This is a genomic window from Nitrospirales bacterium, assembly GCA_031315865.1.
GTDB lineage: Bacteria > Nitrospirota > Nitrospiria > Nitrospirales > UBA8639 > JAGQKC01.
Map to the genome: position 1 here is coordinate 320,701 of JALDRJ010000002.1, position 16,345 is coordinate 337,045.

At 48.3% G+C, this 16,345-nt stretch carries 13 protein-coding genes; all 13 read right to left on the reverse strand.

Features of this window, described 5'->3' with window-relative positions; translation table 11 throughout:
- Positions 1-36 precede the first annotated feature (36 nt).
- The 13 genes from secD to MRJ96_01510 all read right to left on the reverse strand — a co-directional run bounded on the left by secD (position 37) and on the right by MRJ96_01510 (position 16,303).
- Positions 37-1,674 (reverse strand): protein translocase subunit SecD, encoded by a 1,638-nt coding sequence (gene secD, locus MRJ96_01450; GenBank protein MDR4500108.1) that lies wholly within the window; start codon positions 1,672-1,674, stop codon positions 37-39.
- 19 nt (positions 1,675-1,693) lie between these two features.
- Positions 1,694-2,011 (reverse strand): preprotein translocase subunit YajC, encoded by a 318-nt coding sequence (gene yajC / locus MRJ96_01455; protein ID MDR4500109.1) that lies wholly within the window; start codon positions 2,009-2,011, stop codon positions 1,694-1,696.
- An 85-nt stretch (positions 2,012-2,096) separates the two neighbouring features.
- Positions 2,097-3,233 carry a tRNA guanosine(34) transglycosylase Tgt gene (tgt, locus tag MRJ96_01460; GenBank protein MDR4500110.1) on the reverse strand — a complete coding sequence of 379 codons (1,137 nt, stop codon included), beginning with the start codon at positions 3,231-3,233 and terminating at the stop codon, positions 2,097-2,099.
- 76 nt (positions 3,234-3,309) lie between these two features.
- Entirely contained in the window at positions 3,310-5,091 is a 1,782-nt protein-coding gene (gene argS, locus MRJ96_01465; GenBank protein ID MDR4500111.1) for an arginine--tRNA ligase, read from the reverse strand.
- Positions 5,092-5,186: 95 nt separating this feature from the next.
- Positions 5,187-6,224, reverse strand: a complete 1,038-nt coding sequence (locus tag MRJ96_01470; GenBank protein MDR4500112.1) for a glycosyltransferase family 9 protein — start codon at positions 6,222-6,224, stop codon at positions 5,187-5,189.
- Between the two features lie 87 nt (positions 6,225-6,311).
- Complete coding sequence (locus MRJ96_01475) at positions 6,312-6,929, reverse strand: molybdenum cofactor guanylyltransferase (GenBank protein ID MDR4500113.1); 618 nt, start codon at positions 6,927-6,929, stop codon at positions 6,312-6,314.
- Positions 6,930-7,025: 96 nt separating this feature from the next.
- Positions 7,026-8,906, reverse strand: a complete 1,881-nt coding sequence (locus tag MRJ96_01480; protein ID MDR4500114.1) for a c-type cytochrome — start codon at positions 8,904-8,906, stop codon at positions 7,026-7,028.
- 16 nt (positions 8,907-8,922) lie between these two features.
- The gene (locus MRJ96_01485) at positions 8,923-9,888 is read right to left on the reverse strand and encodes a cytochrome c (protein ID MDR4500115.1); all 966 of its coding nucleotides are present in this window, start codon (positions 9,886-9,888) and stop codon (positions 8,923-8,925) included.
- 59 nt (positions 9,889-9,947) lie between these two features.
- Positions 9,948-11,264 (reverse strand): c-type cytochrome, encoded by a 1,317-nt coding sequence (locus MRJ96_01490; GenBank protein ID MDR4500116.1) that lies wholly within the window; start codon positions 11,262-11,264, stop codon positions 9,948-9,950.
- Between the two features lie 90 nt (positions 11,265-11,354).
- Positions 11,355-13,349, reverse strand: a complete 1,995-nt coding sequence (locus MRJ96_01495; protein ID MDR4500117.1) for a cytochrome ubiquinol oxidase subunit I — start codon at positions 13,347-13,349, stop codon at positions 11,355-11,357.
- Positions 13,350-13,924: 575 nt separating this feature from the next.
- A complete protein-coding gene (locus MRJ96_01500; protein ID MDR4500118.1) occupies positions 13,925-14,854 on the reverse strand; it encodes a formylglycine-generating enzyme family protein in 930 nt (309 codons plus the stop codon).
- Positions 14,855-14,940: 86 nt separating this feature from the next.
- The gene (locus tag MRJ96_01505) at positions 14,941-15,861 is read right to left on the reverse strand and encodes a formylglycine-generating enzyme family protein (protein MDR4500119.1); all 921 of its coding nucleotides are present in this window, start codon (positions 15,859-15,861) and stop codon (positions 14,941-14,943) included.
- A 61-nt stretch (positions 15,862-15,922) separates the two neighbouring features.
- Positions 15,923-16,303, reverse strand: a complete 381-nt coding sequence (locus tag MRJ96_01510; protein ID MDR4500120.1) for a hypothetical protein — start codon at positions 16,301-16,303, stop codon at positions 15,923-15,925.
- Between the last annotated feature and the right edge of the window lie 42 nt (positions 16,304-16,345).

The window sequence follows — 16,345 nt, forward strand, 5'->3', positions numbered from 1 at the left end:
ACCTTATCCCTGAATGAGTGGCTCAACCCGTTTCGATCAAATGCTGAGTTGTTGGAGTTTTTTCCTGTTAAACACATCAAAGACAACTTTTGTTCCTACGAGTGCCGTGAATAAATTGATGGCAATGCCTAAACATAGGGTGACGGCGAACCCCTTGATAGGCCCGGTGCCAAACAGAAATAAGGCCAACCCCGTGATCAAGGTCGTAACATGGGAATCCACAATCGTGAGAAAAGCCTTATCGTACCCACTATCGACCGCTAAGCGAACTGGACGCCCGAGCCTGAGTTCTTCACGAATACGTTCAAAGATTAAGATATTGGAGTCAACGCCCATCCCAATCGTCAGGATAATCCCGGCAATTCCGGGTAACGTCAGTGTCGCATTAAGACCAGACAATGCCCCCAATAAGCCGATGAGGTTTAACACCAGCGCAAAATTCGCGACGACTCCAGAAAGTCGGTAGTACACTATCATAAAGATAAGGACTAAACATCCTGCGATCACCAAGGTTCGTAGGCCTTTTTCGATCGAATCTTTTCCCAGTGAGGGGCCGACGGTGAGGTCTTGGAGTGTCTTTATGGGAGCCGGCAGCGCACCAGCACGCAATACGACGGCTAGGTCGTTCGCTTCATCAGTGGTGAAGGTACCGTTAATGACCGCGCGCCCGCCACCGATTTTTTCGTTAATCGTTGGAGCAGAGTAAACATTCCCATCCAAGACAATGGCCATTCGTTTTCCTACATTGGCGCCGGTGAGACGCTCAAATTCCTGAGCCCCACGACTATCAAACGTCAGCGACACGATCGGCTCATTAAACTCGCCAATGGTCACCCTGGCATCCTGCAACACATCTCCAGTTAAGGCCGTGTCTTTTTTGATTAAATACGGACGAAGATAACTCTCTTTTCCGTCTTCCGAGATGATGTTTTCAAACAGGATTTCTGAGTCTTTTGGCAATCGCCCTTCAAATTCTTTCCGGACTGCCTCTGCCTGACCTACCTCCACTCGGGGCGGAAGCTCCAAGGCCACGGTTGATTCATCCAACAGTTTAAATTCCAGTAACGCGGTTTTCTTGATCAAATCTTTGGCCCGCTCTGGATCTTTCACGCCAGGAAGTTGCACCGCGATTTGATTCCGACCTAAACGCTGAATCAACGGTTCAGCAACGCCGAATTCGTCAATTCGATTACGAATCGTCTCAAGGGCCTGATTGATCGCAGAATCTTTAATTCGGTCAATCTCTACGGTATCAAGCTCGTAAGTCAACGTCGTATCGGAGGAGTCTTTCAACTCGAACCCGGGAAAACCGTCTTCCATCGCCTGCATGACCTTCGCTTTCGCCTCTTCGCCGCCCTCAAGCGTGATGACCAGACTCTGGGTCCCTTCCCGGACAACTGACGCAAAGGGAAGTTCGGAGTCCGCCTTCAAATCCTCGAGGGCTTTTTTTGAGCGATCGACGGCAATTTCAACCGCTCGATCTTCTTCCACTTCAAGGACAAGATGCACACCGCCTTGCAAATCTAGCCCGAGCGCCAAACCACGATCACTCAATACGGCCTTCATCCAAGCAGGGAGGGGTGCATAGAGTGAAGGAAAGGAGGGTAAAGAAATCATCACTGAGATGACGGTTAACGCTACCAGCGCAATCAGCCGTCCACGAATTTTTTTCATTGCATGTACCTGTTCTGACTCATGAATTTTCCTCTGTCTCCCGGAGCCGTCCTACGTAGTCCCGCTGCAGGCGTATTTTTGTGTTGTCGGCGATTTGCAGGGTTACCGTGTCTTTATCAAGATTGGTAATCGTCCCCCAGATTCCCGCACTGGTGATCACTTTATCGCCTTTTTTCAATGCCGCCAATAATTCCCGCTGTTTTTTCTGCCGACGTTGCTGGGGCAAAATCAGAAGAAAATAAAATACCACAAAGATCAAGATAAATGGCACGAACGAGAGAAGACCGGCTTGGGGACTTCCTCCTCCCGCAGTTTGCGCCCAGGCAATAGCGTTCATGTGCAACCTTTCATGAAATACCTCTTAAGAGTCATGACGACGATAGAACCTTCCCCATGCCACACTCATGAGTCGGGACAAGAGTTCACACACATACAGATGATGATTGAAGGTTTTGACCATCGCTCTCTCGCATCCGATAAAACTGAGCGCGAAATTCTTGGAGGCAACCCTCCCGAATGGCTTCCCGAATTTGCTTCATCAAAGACCCATAATACCAAAGGTTATGAAGAGTATTGAGTCTCACACCCAACATTTCATTGGCCACGAACAAATGCCGAAGATAAGCCCTTGAATACCGGGTACAGACAGGGCACGTGCAAGCTGGATCTATAGGCGACTCATCACGGGCATAACGGGCATTTTTGATCAACACCCGGCCGGAGGACGTAAACAACCAGCCCGTTCGGCCATGCCGGGTGGGAATCACGCAGTCGAACATATCGACGCCGCGACACACACCTTCGAGAATATCTTCCGGGAGCCCAACGCCCATCAGATAGCGAGGACGATCCACCGGCAACCGCGCGGTCACATCTTCGATAACCTGAAACATCGTGGGTTTTTCTTCACCTAATGAGAGACCACCCAAAGCATACCCGGCAAACCCCAGATCCATCAGTTGCGCTGCTGCCTCCAGTCGCAATCGCGAAAAAATCCCGCCCTGAACGATGCCAAAGAGATGTTGATGGGATTGCCGAGAAACAGAAAGACAGCGTCTCGCCCAACGAGTCGTGCGTTCAACCGCTTCACGGGCCTGTGTCTCCGTAGAAGGATACGGCGGACAATGATCCAACATCATCATAACATCTGATCCAAGTGCCACTTGGATTTCCATACACAACTCTGGAGTCAATTGATGCCACGAGCCATCCAGATGCGACTTAAACCCCACTCCATCTTCGGTAATACGACAGAGATCAGCGAGACTAACCATCTGAAACCCGCCGCTATCCGTTAGGATCGCACCCGGCCATTGCATGAAATTGTGCAACCCGCCCTGTTCGGCAATGAGATGATGCCCAGGTCTTAAGTAGAGATGATAGGCATTGCCCAGAATGAGACCAAAGCCACACGATTGAATTTCGTCAGGATCAATCCCTTTCACGGTTCCCAGCGACCCCACTGGCATGAAGACAGGTGTGTCAATCGTGCCGTGAATCGTCTTCAAGACGCCCGTTCTGGCCCTGGTGGAGGGATCATGCTGTTGCACAGAAAACATTCGTCGAAACGCCCCTATACCTTCATACGCCTATCAGTAAACGAAGAGCACTGGGTCAAAATTCACCTTTTCTCCATTACATCTGCTCTGGTGCAGAAATACCAAGAACCGCCAATCCATTGCGAAGAACCGTTTGGACCTGACGCATCATGGCCAAGCGTGCGGCAGTCAACTCTGGCGTGATGACTTCTCCCGATCCGGACTGAGGCATTTCAGGCTCTGACTCACTTGACTCACTATCTCTCGACGCGTCCTCGCTCAACTCGGAGTCCAGGGCCAATGGCGGTAAAATCCGGTGTTTATTGTAGTACGTATGGAGCAATGCCGCTAATTCTTGCAGGTAAAACGTCATGCGATGCGGCTCTAAATTCATCGCACTGCCCTCTACGACTCCGGGGTAACGCGACAGACATTTGATCAGGCGTAACTCATCATGGGTCATCACCAGCGACATATCAACGTGTTCCACGGATTGCACCTGAAAACCTCGAGACTCCGCTACGCGAAAGAGACTCGCCAAACGGGCATGAGCATACTGTACATAATAGACGGGATTATCCGAGGACTGTTGCTTCGCCAGCTCAAGATCAAAATCTAAATGACTATCCGCCCGCCGCATGAGAAAAAAGAATTTCGCAGCATCCGCACCGACTTCATCAATCACCTCACGCAGCGTGACAAACTCTCCGGCTCGTTTAGACATCTCAACCTTGGTTCCGCCTCGAAGGAGATTAACCATTTGAACTAGCACCACACGAAACTGCTCCTTGTGATAGCCAAAGGCCTGAACGGCTGCTTGCATGCGCGGGATATACCCGTGGTGGTCAGCTCCCCAGATATTGATGATAGTCTCAAAACCACGCGAGAATTTATTCCGGTGATACGCGATATCCGAGGCAAGATACGTGTACGACCCGTCTTGCTTGGCCACGACACGATCCTTCTCATCCTGAAAAGCTGAAGACTTGAACCACCAAGCCCCTTCATCCTGAAAGATGAGATTTCGCTGTTTGAGGTCCTCTAAGGCCTGTTCAAGATGTCCTCCTGCAATCAAGCCGGCCTCACTGTACCATTCATGAAATTCAACCCCAAATACTCCTAGATCATCTTTGATTCGTCCGAGTAATTTCGAACAAGCGAACTCCGCTGCACGACGCTCCGCTTCTCTTGGGTCAAGATCGAGGAGGCTCTCCCCATATTCCTTCGCCATCGATTCGGCTACCGAACGGATGTACGTCCCATGATATCCATCCTCGGGAAACGTCACAGTCCGTCCATAAAATTCTTGGTACCGGGAATAGACCGAAAGTCCAAGAAGATGTAATTGACGACCAGCATCATTGATGTAATATTCCCGTTGGACGCGATATCCCACAGTCTCCAAGAGGTTCGCCGCAGCCTGACCAAGCGCAGCTCCACGTCCATGCCCCACATGAAGGGGTCCCGTCGGATTCGCACTGACAAATTCCAGGATAACGCGTTGGCCTTTCCCGATCTGACTCGAACCATATGCTGGCCCGAGTTCTTCGATTATGGGTAGAACCTCTGTCCAGCGATGAGGGTTGATCGTAAAATTCAAAAATCCTGGCGGCGCCACATCGACCCGGTCGAAGAGATCCTCACGGGCTGTCTTGATTGAGGAGGCAAGCAGTCCTGCGATCTCCATCGGTGGCCGTTTCGCTTTAGGCGCGGCCAACATCGCAATATTTGAAGACAGGTCGCCCCACTCCTCTCGCTTGGGCAATTCGATCGTAGGAACAGGCTGATCGGTCAAACTCAATTCTCCGTTATCTACCGCTTGACTCAGAGCGACAGACAAAGCTTCAACAACTTGCTCTTGAATGGGACGTCGTTTCAAAATACCTCTATCCTCTTAAAATATAAGGGATTTTAAGACGAATGGCGCCGAATGTACCACAGCCATTCCAGGGAGGCAAGCAAATGATAGCCAGTTCATTGAGGAATATGATGGAAACCCCGCACAGCTGCAGACTGAGTCTCTAACCAACATTCTGCCTGGTTGATAATTTTTTCAGTAGACATGTTCAAACAGGGCTTATATGTACAGGCTTGAACGCTCGTCCAATCATGACAACGACAGGCATTTCCTTGAATGATCGCCACATGTTTTCCTCTCGGAGCCCAGACCATAGGATCCGTAGGACCAAAGAGAGCGATTGATGGCACTCCACACACAGCCGCCAAATGCGTCAAACCGGAGTCATGACCTATAAAAAGATCAACAGAAGGCAACATCATGGAGACTACGCTGAGTGATTGCTGATGGATGACAGTATGGGGTACAGCCTCCAGAGCGACACACAGACCCTTGACATTCTTCTCATCCGCTGGACCCTCTATAATCATGAACTCTCTTCGTCGCGTTCCATTTTGATGTAACTGTGTAGCAATGGATACGAGTTGCGCTACGGACGTACATTTATGCGGACTACCACTGCCAGGATGAATCATAATCTTTTGAGCATTCGAAAATGTATGAGTATCACTGGAAGGAGCCTCCATTTCTTTCAAGACATCCTGAGGAAACTCTAACCCGCACGATGGAGCATCGTCTTGCGCTAAATTCCATTGGCATAATGTCTCCAGAAACCGGTCTTCATAATGCTGTGTTGAAAGTTCTTCATCATGAGGAGACCGGACTATCACATCGGACAATCCATTAGTATGCAGACTCTGCGAAAGCAACGCCTGTGGATCAGAAAACCACCCGATAAAATGAGAAGTGTCTTTGAGTATGTCGTTCGTCGCGCCTCGTCGCTGTTCGAATGGAAGAAAAAGGTCAGTAAAAAACCCGGAATCAAGGGAAATCGCATGTTCAATCTCGCCTAATGAATAGAGCAAGTCGCCGATTTCTGACTTCCCGACCCAAACACAGCGCTTTGTGGGAAAAGATCGACGGATGGCTCTCATCGCATTCAGACTTAACAGGACATCCCCTAATGTCCCTGGATGGACGATCACCATATTCATATCAGAACGCCACTTTTATCCTGCTTGACGGTCACGTACGGGTATCAGAGTATCCATAAGATTGTTCTCAATCAGGATGAAAAAACATTACCGAGAAGACCGAAGGAGCTTATTCGCCATTTCAAGATCTGAGGGCGTATTCACATTCATAAACGAAAGAAAGTTTTGATCAAGGTCCTGGATCTGACATTCCTCAACGACATGAGTCTTTAAGTCGGGATGAGAAAGAATTTGACGCATTTCAAGCTGATCGTCTTCGATCATTTCCTTTAAGATAGGGGTACACCTTCGCGAGTACACTCCCTGCATCGGCTGCATTCCTGTCGATAACTGGACCATGGTCACATCAAAACCATGGGATAACTCACAAATCCGGCGAATCAAGGAAGCTGAGAGAAACGGCATATCACAGGCCGCTAAAAATACCGACAAGGAGGCTGACCGTGAAAGAGCGGTAAATAATCCTCCAACCGGGCCCTTGTTTGGAAAAATATCTGTCAGCACTTGATGGGAAAGAGTATCGGTGACGGGAGAATGCTCAGCAACAACGATCTTGATTTGGGAGAACACCGATTCATATACCTTCAAGGCACGTTCAAGGAGCGTCTCACTGCCTACCAATAGCTCGCGCTTATCTTTTCCCATCCGCCGACTCTTTCCACCGGCGAGAAGAACACCCTCGATATCTCGTACTGATTGATCCATGGAGTCCTGTTAGACAGCACAATAAAAAAACCCGGGACTGGGCTATTATCAAGCCCACCCCCGGGTTAGTTCTTGTCTGGTGCGGTAGGTCAGTACCTAGGTATCAAGCTTACCTTCCCGACGATTTCGTCGTCTCGTCAATACCCAACCCTCGATCCCTACCAGCCCAATACCCATGAGTACGGGATAAATATAGGCTTCTTGCGGAATCGGTGGCTCCATCACGAGGTAATAAAAGGCCGACACTGCCATTTTCCGGCCTGCATCCCCGTTATGACCATCCCATGCGAAAAACACAAGTGGAATGTATTTTCCAGCCTCTAACCAAGCGTCAGCTTCATAATCCCGTTTAATGGGTCGTTGAATCAAAACCGTCCAACGTCCATCCTTCCATTCTGCTTTAACCAGCTTTAAATCGTCTGTCATATCTCTGTCACTAAAGTCTTGATCCCAGCCTGTTCCCTCGAACGCTCTGAGATTTCCATCCGCCGTCCATTTAGTGATATCCATCGCAAACTTTTCATCCCCCCAGAGGTATCGAGGCTTTCTCGGAAACGGCAACTCTTGCCACTTGATCGGAAATTCAAAGGCGATCCCATCGTTGTAAACGGTGTATTTATTCTGCCTCCAGGCAATCGACTCAGGATGCTCTGGGTCATCTTCAAACTTTGTTCCACCTGGTGGCTGTTCGACCACTCCGTAGTCTTCCAAGTTTACTTCTGTTGGATCCCATTCCAATTCCTCTTCGGCGATACTCTTCGTCCGATCATCCCATTGGAATAAAAACTGAATGTGCGTCTCATTGTAAGCTGATTGCACCCAAGCATCATCTATACGGTTGACGAAGTTTCTAGGTTTATGGGTAATCTGACCTCCCAATGCAATCCATCTTCTTGGTACCGTCTTCCATCGTTCATCCAACTCATCCGTTGGCAATTCCCCTTCCAGGTATTTCGAAGGAACCACGAAATTCGCCTTTGGTTTATCAGTCAGAATGTCGACTGACAATGCTTTACCAGTCGATAATTCTTGAGCAATTTCATCAGTCACCTTGCCCCCGTCAATATTAATTTCATTCTCACGCTCACACAATGAATTCACGTAATTAGCCAAGTCCCACCTATCCGCCACTGAGGTGCTATCGGCAAACGACGGCATCGGGGTCCCATTCACGCCTGTGGAAAATGTACGGAAGATATTCTTAACATTATACGGGTCTTGACGACTCCCACGGAAATTCCAGCACTTATGCCAGTCAGCAGGTTGAATTGAAAATCCCCAGTCGTCTTTCAAATTAAACGCGTTTCCATCGCCTCGGCCTTCCAGTCCGTGACACTCGATACATTTCTTCTCCACAACTAACTCGGAACCATGCTTGATGGATTCAGGAGTTGGTGGCGTGGCAGAGGCGGCGAGTTTATCCAACTCTAAGACTGTCAACGTTTCAAACTCGGAATCTTGCCAAGATCGGTCTTTCACTAACTCGGCCGTTACAAACGCCAGTACATCTTTTCGTTGTTTGTCTGTAAGAATACCCTCCCATGAAGGCATAGCTGAGCCAGGCAGACCATGCGTAACTGTCTGAAATAAGTCAACATCGATAAGCGGAAGCTCACCACTCGCAGTGTGTCGAATCTTAAAAGTTCCAGCATTAAAATTTCTCGGTCTTGGCCACAACCGGTCTGCACCCGGTCCATCACCAGCTCCATCTACGCCATGACACCACACACATTTTGTAAAGTATACTCGTTTACCAGCTTCGATTTGATCAGCAGCTGGCGCCGGTGGAAGACTTTCAACTTTAAACCCCTCAGGTACCGCATCTTGGGCCCACACGGTACCTACCATCCCCCAGAGGATGGCACCTCCTAAGAAGGCGAGAAGTCGTGGGCTCGTAGACTGTTGTCGCTGCTCGTGTCCGTCCTGCATCATCATCCTCGTTTGGTTATGTCTTATAGAAATGGTTGTTTGCTTCATGTGTCTATTCCCCCTCTTAGTCCCAAGTTCGGGGATAATAGCCCGTGTGCCAATATTCAAACATTACCACTTTCCAAATTTCATCGGTCGTCAAGTGCTCCTTCCATGGAGGCATCACTGATGCCCACGGAAATCCTTCTGGCGGTAATCCAATACCACCCTGAGAAACCCTCCAGAACACGAAGGTTTCTTGAAGCTGAGCGATCGTTCCGGCGTCAGTGAAGTTTGCCGGAATTGGGTTAAACGCATACGCCCACAGGCCCCGACCGTTTAAATTGTCTCCGTGGCAGAAGTGGCAATTCTGAAAAAATATTTCACCACCCTCACGCACATGCTTAATATAACCCTCCGCATTGGGATCCCAGGGGTTGTCATCCTTGCTGTTAATGTCTTTCATCAACCGCCCCATGTCCTGAACGACAATGTGAGCGTTGGAGTATTCTTGGTCGTATTTCCCCTCGGGATTGATACGGAAAGGGTTTTGAGCCGTCTGAAGCACGAACGTCTTACCATGCACTTTTGTTGTCGCCGGCGGAGCTGGATGAACCGTACGAAGTTCAATGGGCTCTTCGAAACTTGGAAGAAACGATTGATACGCATATCCAGCTAGTAAAAACGGCAGGACGATCAACACAGCCGCACGAACAAGTTTGTGAAATCCTGTTTTCCCATCAAGCACGTTCATAATCGGACGCTTAAAGTCCTCCCACTCCCCTTGAGAACCGGAAACCCACATAAAAATACCGCAGGCCGAGACGGTGCCATAAATGGCCCGAACACTAAACGGAATGGGTGGATAAATACGGTATTTGAGGTACAGTAGAATAAAGATCCAGACGCCAATCCCCGCCCAGAACTTCGGAATTCCAATTCCCGCCTTCTTGAGCGTGAAATTGATCCCTGCCATGATCAGGATACAGATGGCCAGCTCGCTGATCATCTGCATCGGCATGTAGCCTTCCACTAGTTTGAGCCACGTCATCCCTTAGTACTCCTTAGATTTGATTAGTGAGGACATACCACCGACAATAAGATTGAATCCTACTCAACAGGTGGCGGATCTTGCCCTTCCTTCACTTGTGATAAATAATCTACAACCTTATTGACAGCTCCAGCACTGAGTTTTTTCCCAAAATCCTTCGGCATTTGATTATCGGGATAGTCTTTAACGACGTACGCGCTGGGGTCTAAAATCGACTCAGTAATGTATTCTTTAACGGACTTAGCCTTCCCCTTATAACCAGGATCTTTGAGGCGGTTTGGAGCGTTGGTTCCCTCAATTAATGCTGGACCAACTTTTCCAGTGGCTCCCTCAATCCCAGGTATTGTATGGCAGGCTACACATCCACCCTTCATAAATATTTCATTAACCGGTTCATCTCCAGTCGCTAAAACTCCACCGGCAGCCGCTCCACCAGCATCATCACCGGCCGATTCAGTCACTCGATCTCCCTCTGGGATGAACTTCTCATACGCTGATTGAATCTCTTCATATGAAGGAGACTCTAACCCTTCACGCACATACATCCACGTATCAACAGCCGCTAACTCACCCATGGAGAGAGAGATTGGTGGCTTATGAATTTTTGGCATTGGGCTTTCGGTATCATTTGAACCCTTAACCCCAAACCCTGGAACCACGTAACAATTTGGACAGGCATGGGACTCAGCAATGTACTCTAATGCGTTTGTAGCAGTACCAGACCCTTCAAATGCTTCTTTTTGAACTGAAGGACGTGCGGCTGGGTCGTTCATGTGATAATTCGGCTCTTCCAACCTTGTTTTAGCTCTTGCCGGTATATCAAAAAGATTAGGAGCTCTTTCACTCAAAAAACCTTTTTGAAATCCATGACAAAGCGGACATTGTCCCTTACCGATTGCTCCTTGGACTTTGCTCTGACCGAGTCCTCCGAATATGATTTTCTCACCTTCGTCACCAAGCTGTTGGGCCGACATACTTTGAAAGTCAAGCTTGACAACTGGAGGAGGAAAACCACCCTCTACTTGAGGAAGCCAGTTTCCGTAACCGGATAATGCTGCCGCAACGAAAAACATAAATCCACCAATTTTCATTAACGCACTGATGTTGGCAAAATACAGACTCATCACAAATGTAATGGCCGTAATTAAGACCAATGAAATCGGCAAGACACCTGGATTCAGGTTAAAATTCTTTGTGTAATTGGCGATAGCCATAAATGCCAGCTGAGCACAAACAATACCGATCAGCCCTTTAAATGTTGCATTCTTTTTTCGAACGGGATCAGGAATAGACGCCTGAAAGTACAGGATTAGGCCAACCAAAAAAACCAACATTGGCCACCCGAGTGAAAAACCGGCTCCAATAAGTTCTAACACCTTTGTTACCCTCCATCAGGATGCCGCCCAAGGCGATAAGACCTCAGGCGGCGAATGGATTCAATTTAAATGAAATAACTATGTTTATCTTTAGCTTCCCGCCGCAGGTTGTGGCGCTGGCGTTCCAGGAACGGATTCCTTAGCCGGAACAGGCGATGGTTTCATCCCCAACGCTCCAAGCCAGAAGACAAACATGATGGTAATCCAGAAGAACAATACATTAAACGAGATAACGTTCGCGGCAAAACCAATCGTGTGCGTATATGCCCAAGGCGAGTTATCACGCATAACTTCATTGACGTGCCAGAACAGTCTCACCGATGAACGTATATACCCCATTAACCCCATCATCCACGTAAATGCCGTGGCCAACATGATTAACGCGTATTGCGACCTAGGTTGAATCTGTCCCCACCTAATTGGACCAAGCTCTTTCGCCCCCTTCAACATCGCCAGGTTCAATGGAGTCATCAGGAACAGACACGAAAGAGTACCAGCGACCTGGGGGACCGACAGACCGATTCTCACGTTCGCAGGAATAAAGTATCCATAGCAGGCCAACCAAATATTGTTCAGCTGACCAATCAGGAAGAAACAACCCATAAATATATTTCCAAATTTAGACCAGCTTACCGTAGGAATTTTGTTCCCGCGCTGATACCAAATAAAGCTCAAAATCGTCGTCATAATAATGGCATTAATGCCGCCATTCTTGGCCGACATTACACCGTAATTCCCAAGTACCGGGTGCTGCTGTCCACCCATGGCTTTCAACTCAGCAGGCGTCATCACAATGGTATGCGGTGTAATAAACACCAAGAGACCACATACCAGAATAAACACGAGATACTTGATATAACGCTGGAAGCGCTCGCCTCCAGTCATTCTCCCTAATGCCTGCCAGAGATAATAATTGGTTGTAAGGAAGAGAATTCCGATCATGGTAGCCTGGATAATAAACAACCACGCCAACAGTCCACCCATAAGCGTGATACCCATCTGCTGCCGATAAGCATACACTTCCCGCATAAGCCAGTAACCAGCAAACGGAAGCGGGATCAAGAACGCCACACCGAGACTCATGGCGATATATCCCATCCAATCATAATGCGCACGATCCTCATCAGTTTTAGCTGACAAGAATCTATACGCTGCATAGGCTGCCACCACACCACCACCGAACGCCATATTCCCGAGGATTCGATGCACGTTCAATGGATTCCAAAGTGCAGTATGAAGCACATGCCAAATATTTCCAAGATAGCGACCCTGCTCATCAACGCCAGCGGGAGACATCATGAAGGCGATCCATGAATTCGCAAGGAACATGAGTACCGTCCCAATCACATTCAGGATCACACTCATGCTCACATGTACCCACTTAAGGACCCCCTCCTTCATCTGGTTCCAACCGTAATAATAGATATAAAGAGTGGCACTCTCCGCAACAAAGAGCAACGCATAAATATGCATCACCGGACGGAAAATACTCGACAAATAACCAAAGAAAGCAGGATAAAGAGTCAGGAAGGTAAAGATGAGAATCCCACCAAGAATAGCCGTAAGAGAATAGGCTGTCAAACTAATCTTGATAAAATCATAGGCCAACTTATCATACTTCGCAGCCATGGCCTTATCCTTACTCACCAATCCGGCAAACTCGATACACATACAAAAGATCGGAACGGCAAGCACAAAGCTCCCATAGTAAAGATGCTGCTGGTTGGCCACCCACAGGAGCACTCGGCTCTCAAAATTATACCGAGGATAGAATTCTTCAGTGTCCTCGGTCTTAGGTGCCGGCATACCAATCGCTGGACCTTCAGTCTTATAATAGACATCTCGACCCATCTCGACTTTTTCTTCTTCGGCTCCTTCCCCGCCTTCACCGGCAGCCTCAGCAGCCGCTCGCGCCTCAAGAACTTCAGCTGGAGGTTTTCCGGCACCACCACCGCCACCGCCACCAGCCAATGCGGGAAGTGCCATAAAGATTGGGAGTACCAAAAGCCCAAGCATGGCAAATAAAGCCGTACCGGCCATCACCTTTTTACTGTTACGGGTCATTCGACCTAACAGGTGACCCATGACCAACCTCCTTTTAAATTTGAGCAATTCTTTAATGTATCCAATGCGTTCTAAAAATTACTGATTGATCAACATCAAAAGCTATCTAAACATGTAGAAGTAATCGAGTCCCTGTGCGTCCATCAAGAACCAATCCAAAAACTGAAAGTACAAAAAACAGATCACGAGTGAAACTGCTACATAGACGATTTGCATGCCACCCTCCAATTAAATAACTGGTATACTGTAAGTATCTTCAAGAAAATTTTCACTCATCAGCAAGGACATTGAATACCCGCAAACCAATAAAAGAACCAGAAACTCACCGCACATGTCAGGTAAAAAATCGCCTTACCAATCTTTGTTTCCACTGAATCTGTTTTTGCCATTGTCCACCTATTAGCTAAATGGTTCCACCTAGTTTATTATACTTGACAGCAAATTAAAGAGCATGCTATTCAAATTCTATTATTTTTTCTTTCAAGGGAAGATCTCATGCGTACTAATGCAAAAGTGTTCGACATTATAGTTTTGGCCGGAATGGTTGTCAATATTATCCTCGCCGTCTTTCTGATCCTTTACTATTTCGATTTCCTCTAAGAATCATAAGAAATCGCCTTCATTAATTTCGAAGCCTTTGCGTCCTTGGATTCATTTTCTCCCTCAGAACGAGCGCATCGGAACCCTATCGTTTCATCACGAAAATCAGGGACCATGAACATTCGGCTTGTAATGCGAAGATCGACCCCATGACTGGTATACCCCCCGCCACGCAACACCTTGTACGTTTTCGCATCACGGAGGCTATCCAGCTCGGTTGCCTGCAAGTATAATCGCTCGACATACCAATTGTTGACCCACTCCATTAAATTCCCTGCACCATCATATACTCCAAATATGCTCCGGTCTTCCGGGAAAGACCCGACAGGCGAAGTAAACTCATACCCGTCTTGTTTTCCGTTTAAGTTCGCGAAAGTTTTCTCGAATTTCTCCCCCCATGGCCATGTCCGCCCATCAGTTCCCCTCATGGCTTTTTCCCATTCTGATTCCGTCGGCAACCGCTTCCCCCTCCATTCACAATAGGCTTGTGCATCGGACCACGACACGTACGTCACCGGTTGATTGGCGCCTCGAAGATTGACCATGTTTCGGGCATAGCGCGATGGAGGCCCCGGCTTACGATGCCCGGTCTCTTCGACAAACTTCATGTACTGATGATTCGTTACCTCAAACTTATCGATCCAATAACTGTCCAAATGGAATGTGTTCTCAGGCCGTTCGTTATAGCCGCCACTGTTGGTTCCGCGGATAAACTCACCAGCTGGTATTTTCACCATCTGTTCTTCAATGAGGATGTCCGGGAGTGTTTGCTCCGAAGGAGGGTCATCGTGAGGAGGACGAGAAGCGAGGAGCCCTTCATCAGGGTCAGGAGGAGGCTTGTTCGTTCCTTTTAAAATTCCGATTAAAGGAAAACTCGTAAAAACCAGGACCGCAATCAAAAAGACAAACTTGAATCGACCATCCATGGATTCTAACCCACTCTCATCCTAGACTGACCAACTGACAAGAACAAGATTATTCTCGTTCCGCGTCACGACATTCCATTCATCTTTTAAAGGGGCTTTTGAGCCTTGTCCTCCGGCGTTTGGGCGCAACGGAATCCAACAGTCGCATCGGTCCGCCACATTTTGGCAGAAAAGCGTTTTGTTAAGCGTGCCCCTAATCGTGACTCCCGCCATGATCCACCACGAATGACCTTATACACATCCTCTTCTTCAGGCCCTAAGGGATCGCGGTAGGTTGTTTTCTGATAATAGTCCGGCGCATAGTTATCCATGACCCATTCAGCGACATTCCCAGTCATATCATAGAGGCCAAAAGGGCTTCGACCCACTTCATATGAACCCACCGGCGCCAAATATTTAAACCCATCATCTTCACCATCAACATTCGCATAATTCCTGTCAAACTTATCTCCCCAAGGATAACGACGCTTGCCTTCGCCCCTTGCCGCTTTTTCCCATTCGGCTTCAGTCGGCAATCGCTTTCCGGCCCATCGACAATAGGCAATGGCGTCGTTCCAGGTGACGGCCATCACAGGGAAATCCGGACTCTGAAGCTTTGAGACTTCATCTTCAAACACCGGCACGACTGGCTGTTGATGTTTCGTCATCTTCAGGAATCGATCGTATTCTTGCTGGGTGACTTCTTTCAGGTCGATATAATAGGTTTTCAAGTAAACTGGATGCGCTGGTCCTTCATCCGGATCACCGTCACGATTGCCCATCGTGAAGGGCCCTTCAGGAATCTCGACCATTTCCCGCCCTTCATCACCCGTCAAAGTTTTATACATCGAGTAATCCTGAACAGGGGCCGCTTGAAGCACTTTCGCCTTGGTCGACATCTGCGAGGACATCGCCTCTAATTCTGACTTGCTCTTATAGGTCTCATACACCAACATCACGATCATCATGATGAAAGATCCAAAAACAAATATGATGGAGCCGATCAGGACTTTGTTATTCTCAGGCATTGACTTCCTCAAACCATCTGACGCAAGTCGCTCTCATCAGTTTCCACTCAGCTATGAAACATCACGCTTCGTTCTTGGTCGCTTTGTCTTCCGCAATGGATGCGGCCATGGCCGCTTGACGCTTTCGCTCGGCCATGGAGTCAAGAATCATCGAAGCCTGGACGCCTAAAAACCCGCCCATGGCCGCACCAGACGCCGCACCAACCGTGACAGCATCAACACCACCAAGGATCCAAGCCAACAGTCCACCAAGAATTGATCCGATAAAAATACTCAAGAAGAAACGGCGCCCACCAAACATCCCGACACCGCCGCCTAAAAGGATTCCAATGATGACAGCAACCGGCAAGTACCCGCCACCCATCAAGACACCGATAAGAGACCCCACGGTCCCCATCACCACAATCCCGATCACCACATCGATAATTTTCGCTTGCGACATAATAATCAGGTGCCTTCGCTCGCAGGTGAATCCATTCGTGTT

Bases quoted from the DNA above. Each gene is read 5' to 3' on its own strand.
- MRJ96_01505 (MDR4500119.1), bottom strand. From the start codon at position 15,861: ATGCCTGAGAATAACAAAGTCCTGATCGGCTCCATCATATTTGTTTTT.
- secD (MDR4500108.1), bottom strand. From the start codon at position 1,674: ATGAAAAAAATTCGTGGACGGCTGATTGCGCTGGTAGCGTTAACCGTC.
- MRJ96_01495 (MDR4500117.1), bottom strand. From the start codon at position 13,349: ATGGGTCACCTGTTAGGTCGAATGACCCGTAACAGTAAAAAGGTGATG.
- MRJ96_01475 (MDR4500113.1), bottom strand. From the start codon at position 6,929: ATGGATCAATCAGTACGAGATATCGAGGGTGTTCTTCTCGCCGGTGGA.
- MRJ96_01470 (MDR4500112.1), bottom strand. From the start codon at position 6,224: ATGAATATGGTGATCGTCCATCCAGGGACATTAGGGGATGTCCTGTTA.
- MRJ96_01510 (MDR4500120.1), bottom strand. From the start codon at position 16,303: ATGTCGCAAGCGAAAATTATCGATGTGGTGATCGGGATTGTGGTGATG.
- tgt (MDR4500110.1), bottom strand. From the start codon at position 3,233: ATGTTTTCTGTGCAACAGCATGATCCCTCCACCAGGGCCAGAACGGGC.
- yajC (MDR4500109.1), bottom strand. From the start codon at position 2,011: ATGAACGCTATTGCCTGGGCGCAAACTGCGGGAGGAGGAAGTCCCCAA.
- MRJ96_01480 (MDR4500114.1), bottom strand. From the start codon at position 8,906: ATGAAGCAAACAACCATTTCTATAAGACATAACCAAACGAGGATGATG.
- MRJ96_01485 (MDR4500115.1), bottom strand. From the start codon at position 9,888: ATGACGTGGCTCAAACTAGTGGAAGGCTACATGCCGATGCAGATGATC.
- MRJ96_01500 (MDR4500118.1), bottom strand. From the start codon at position 14,854: ATGGATGGTCGATTCAAGTTTGTCTTTTTGATTGCGGTCCTGGTTTTT.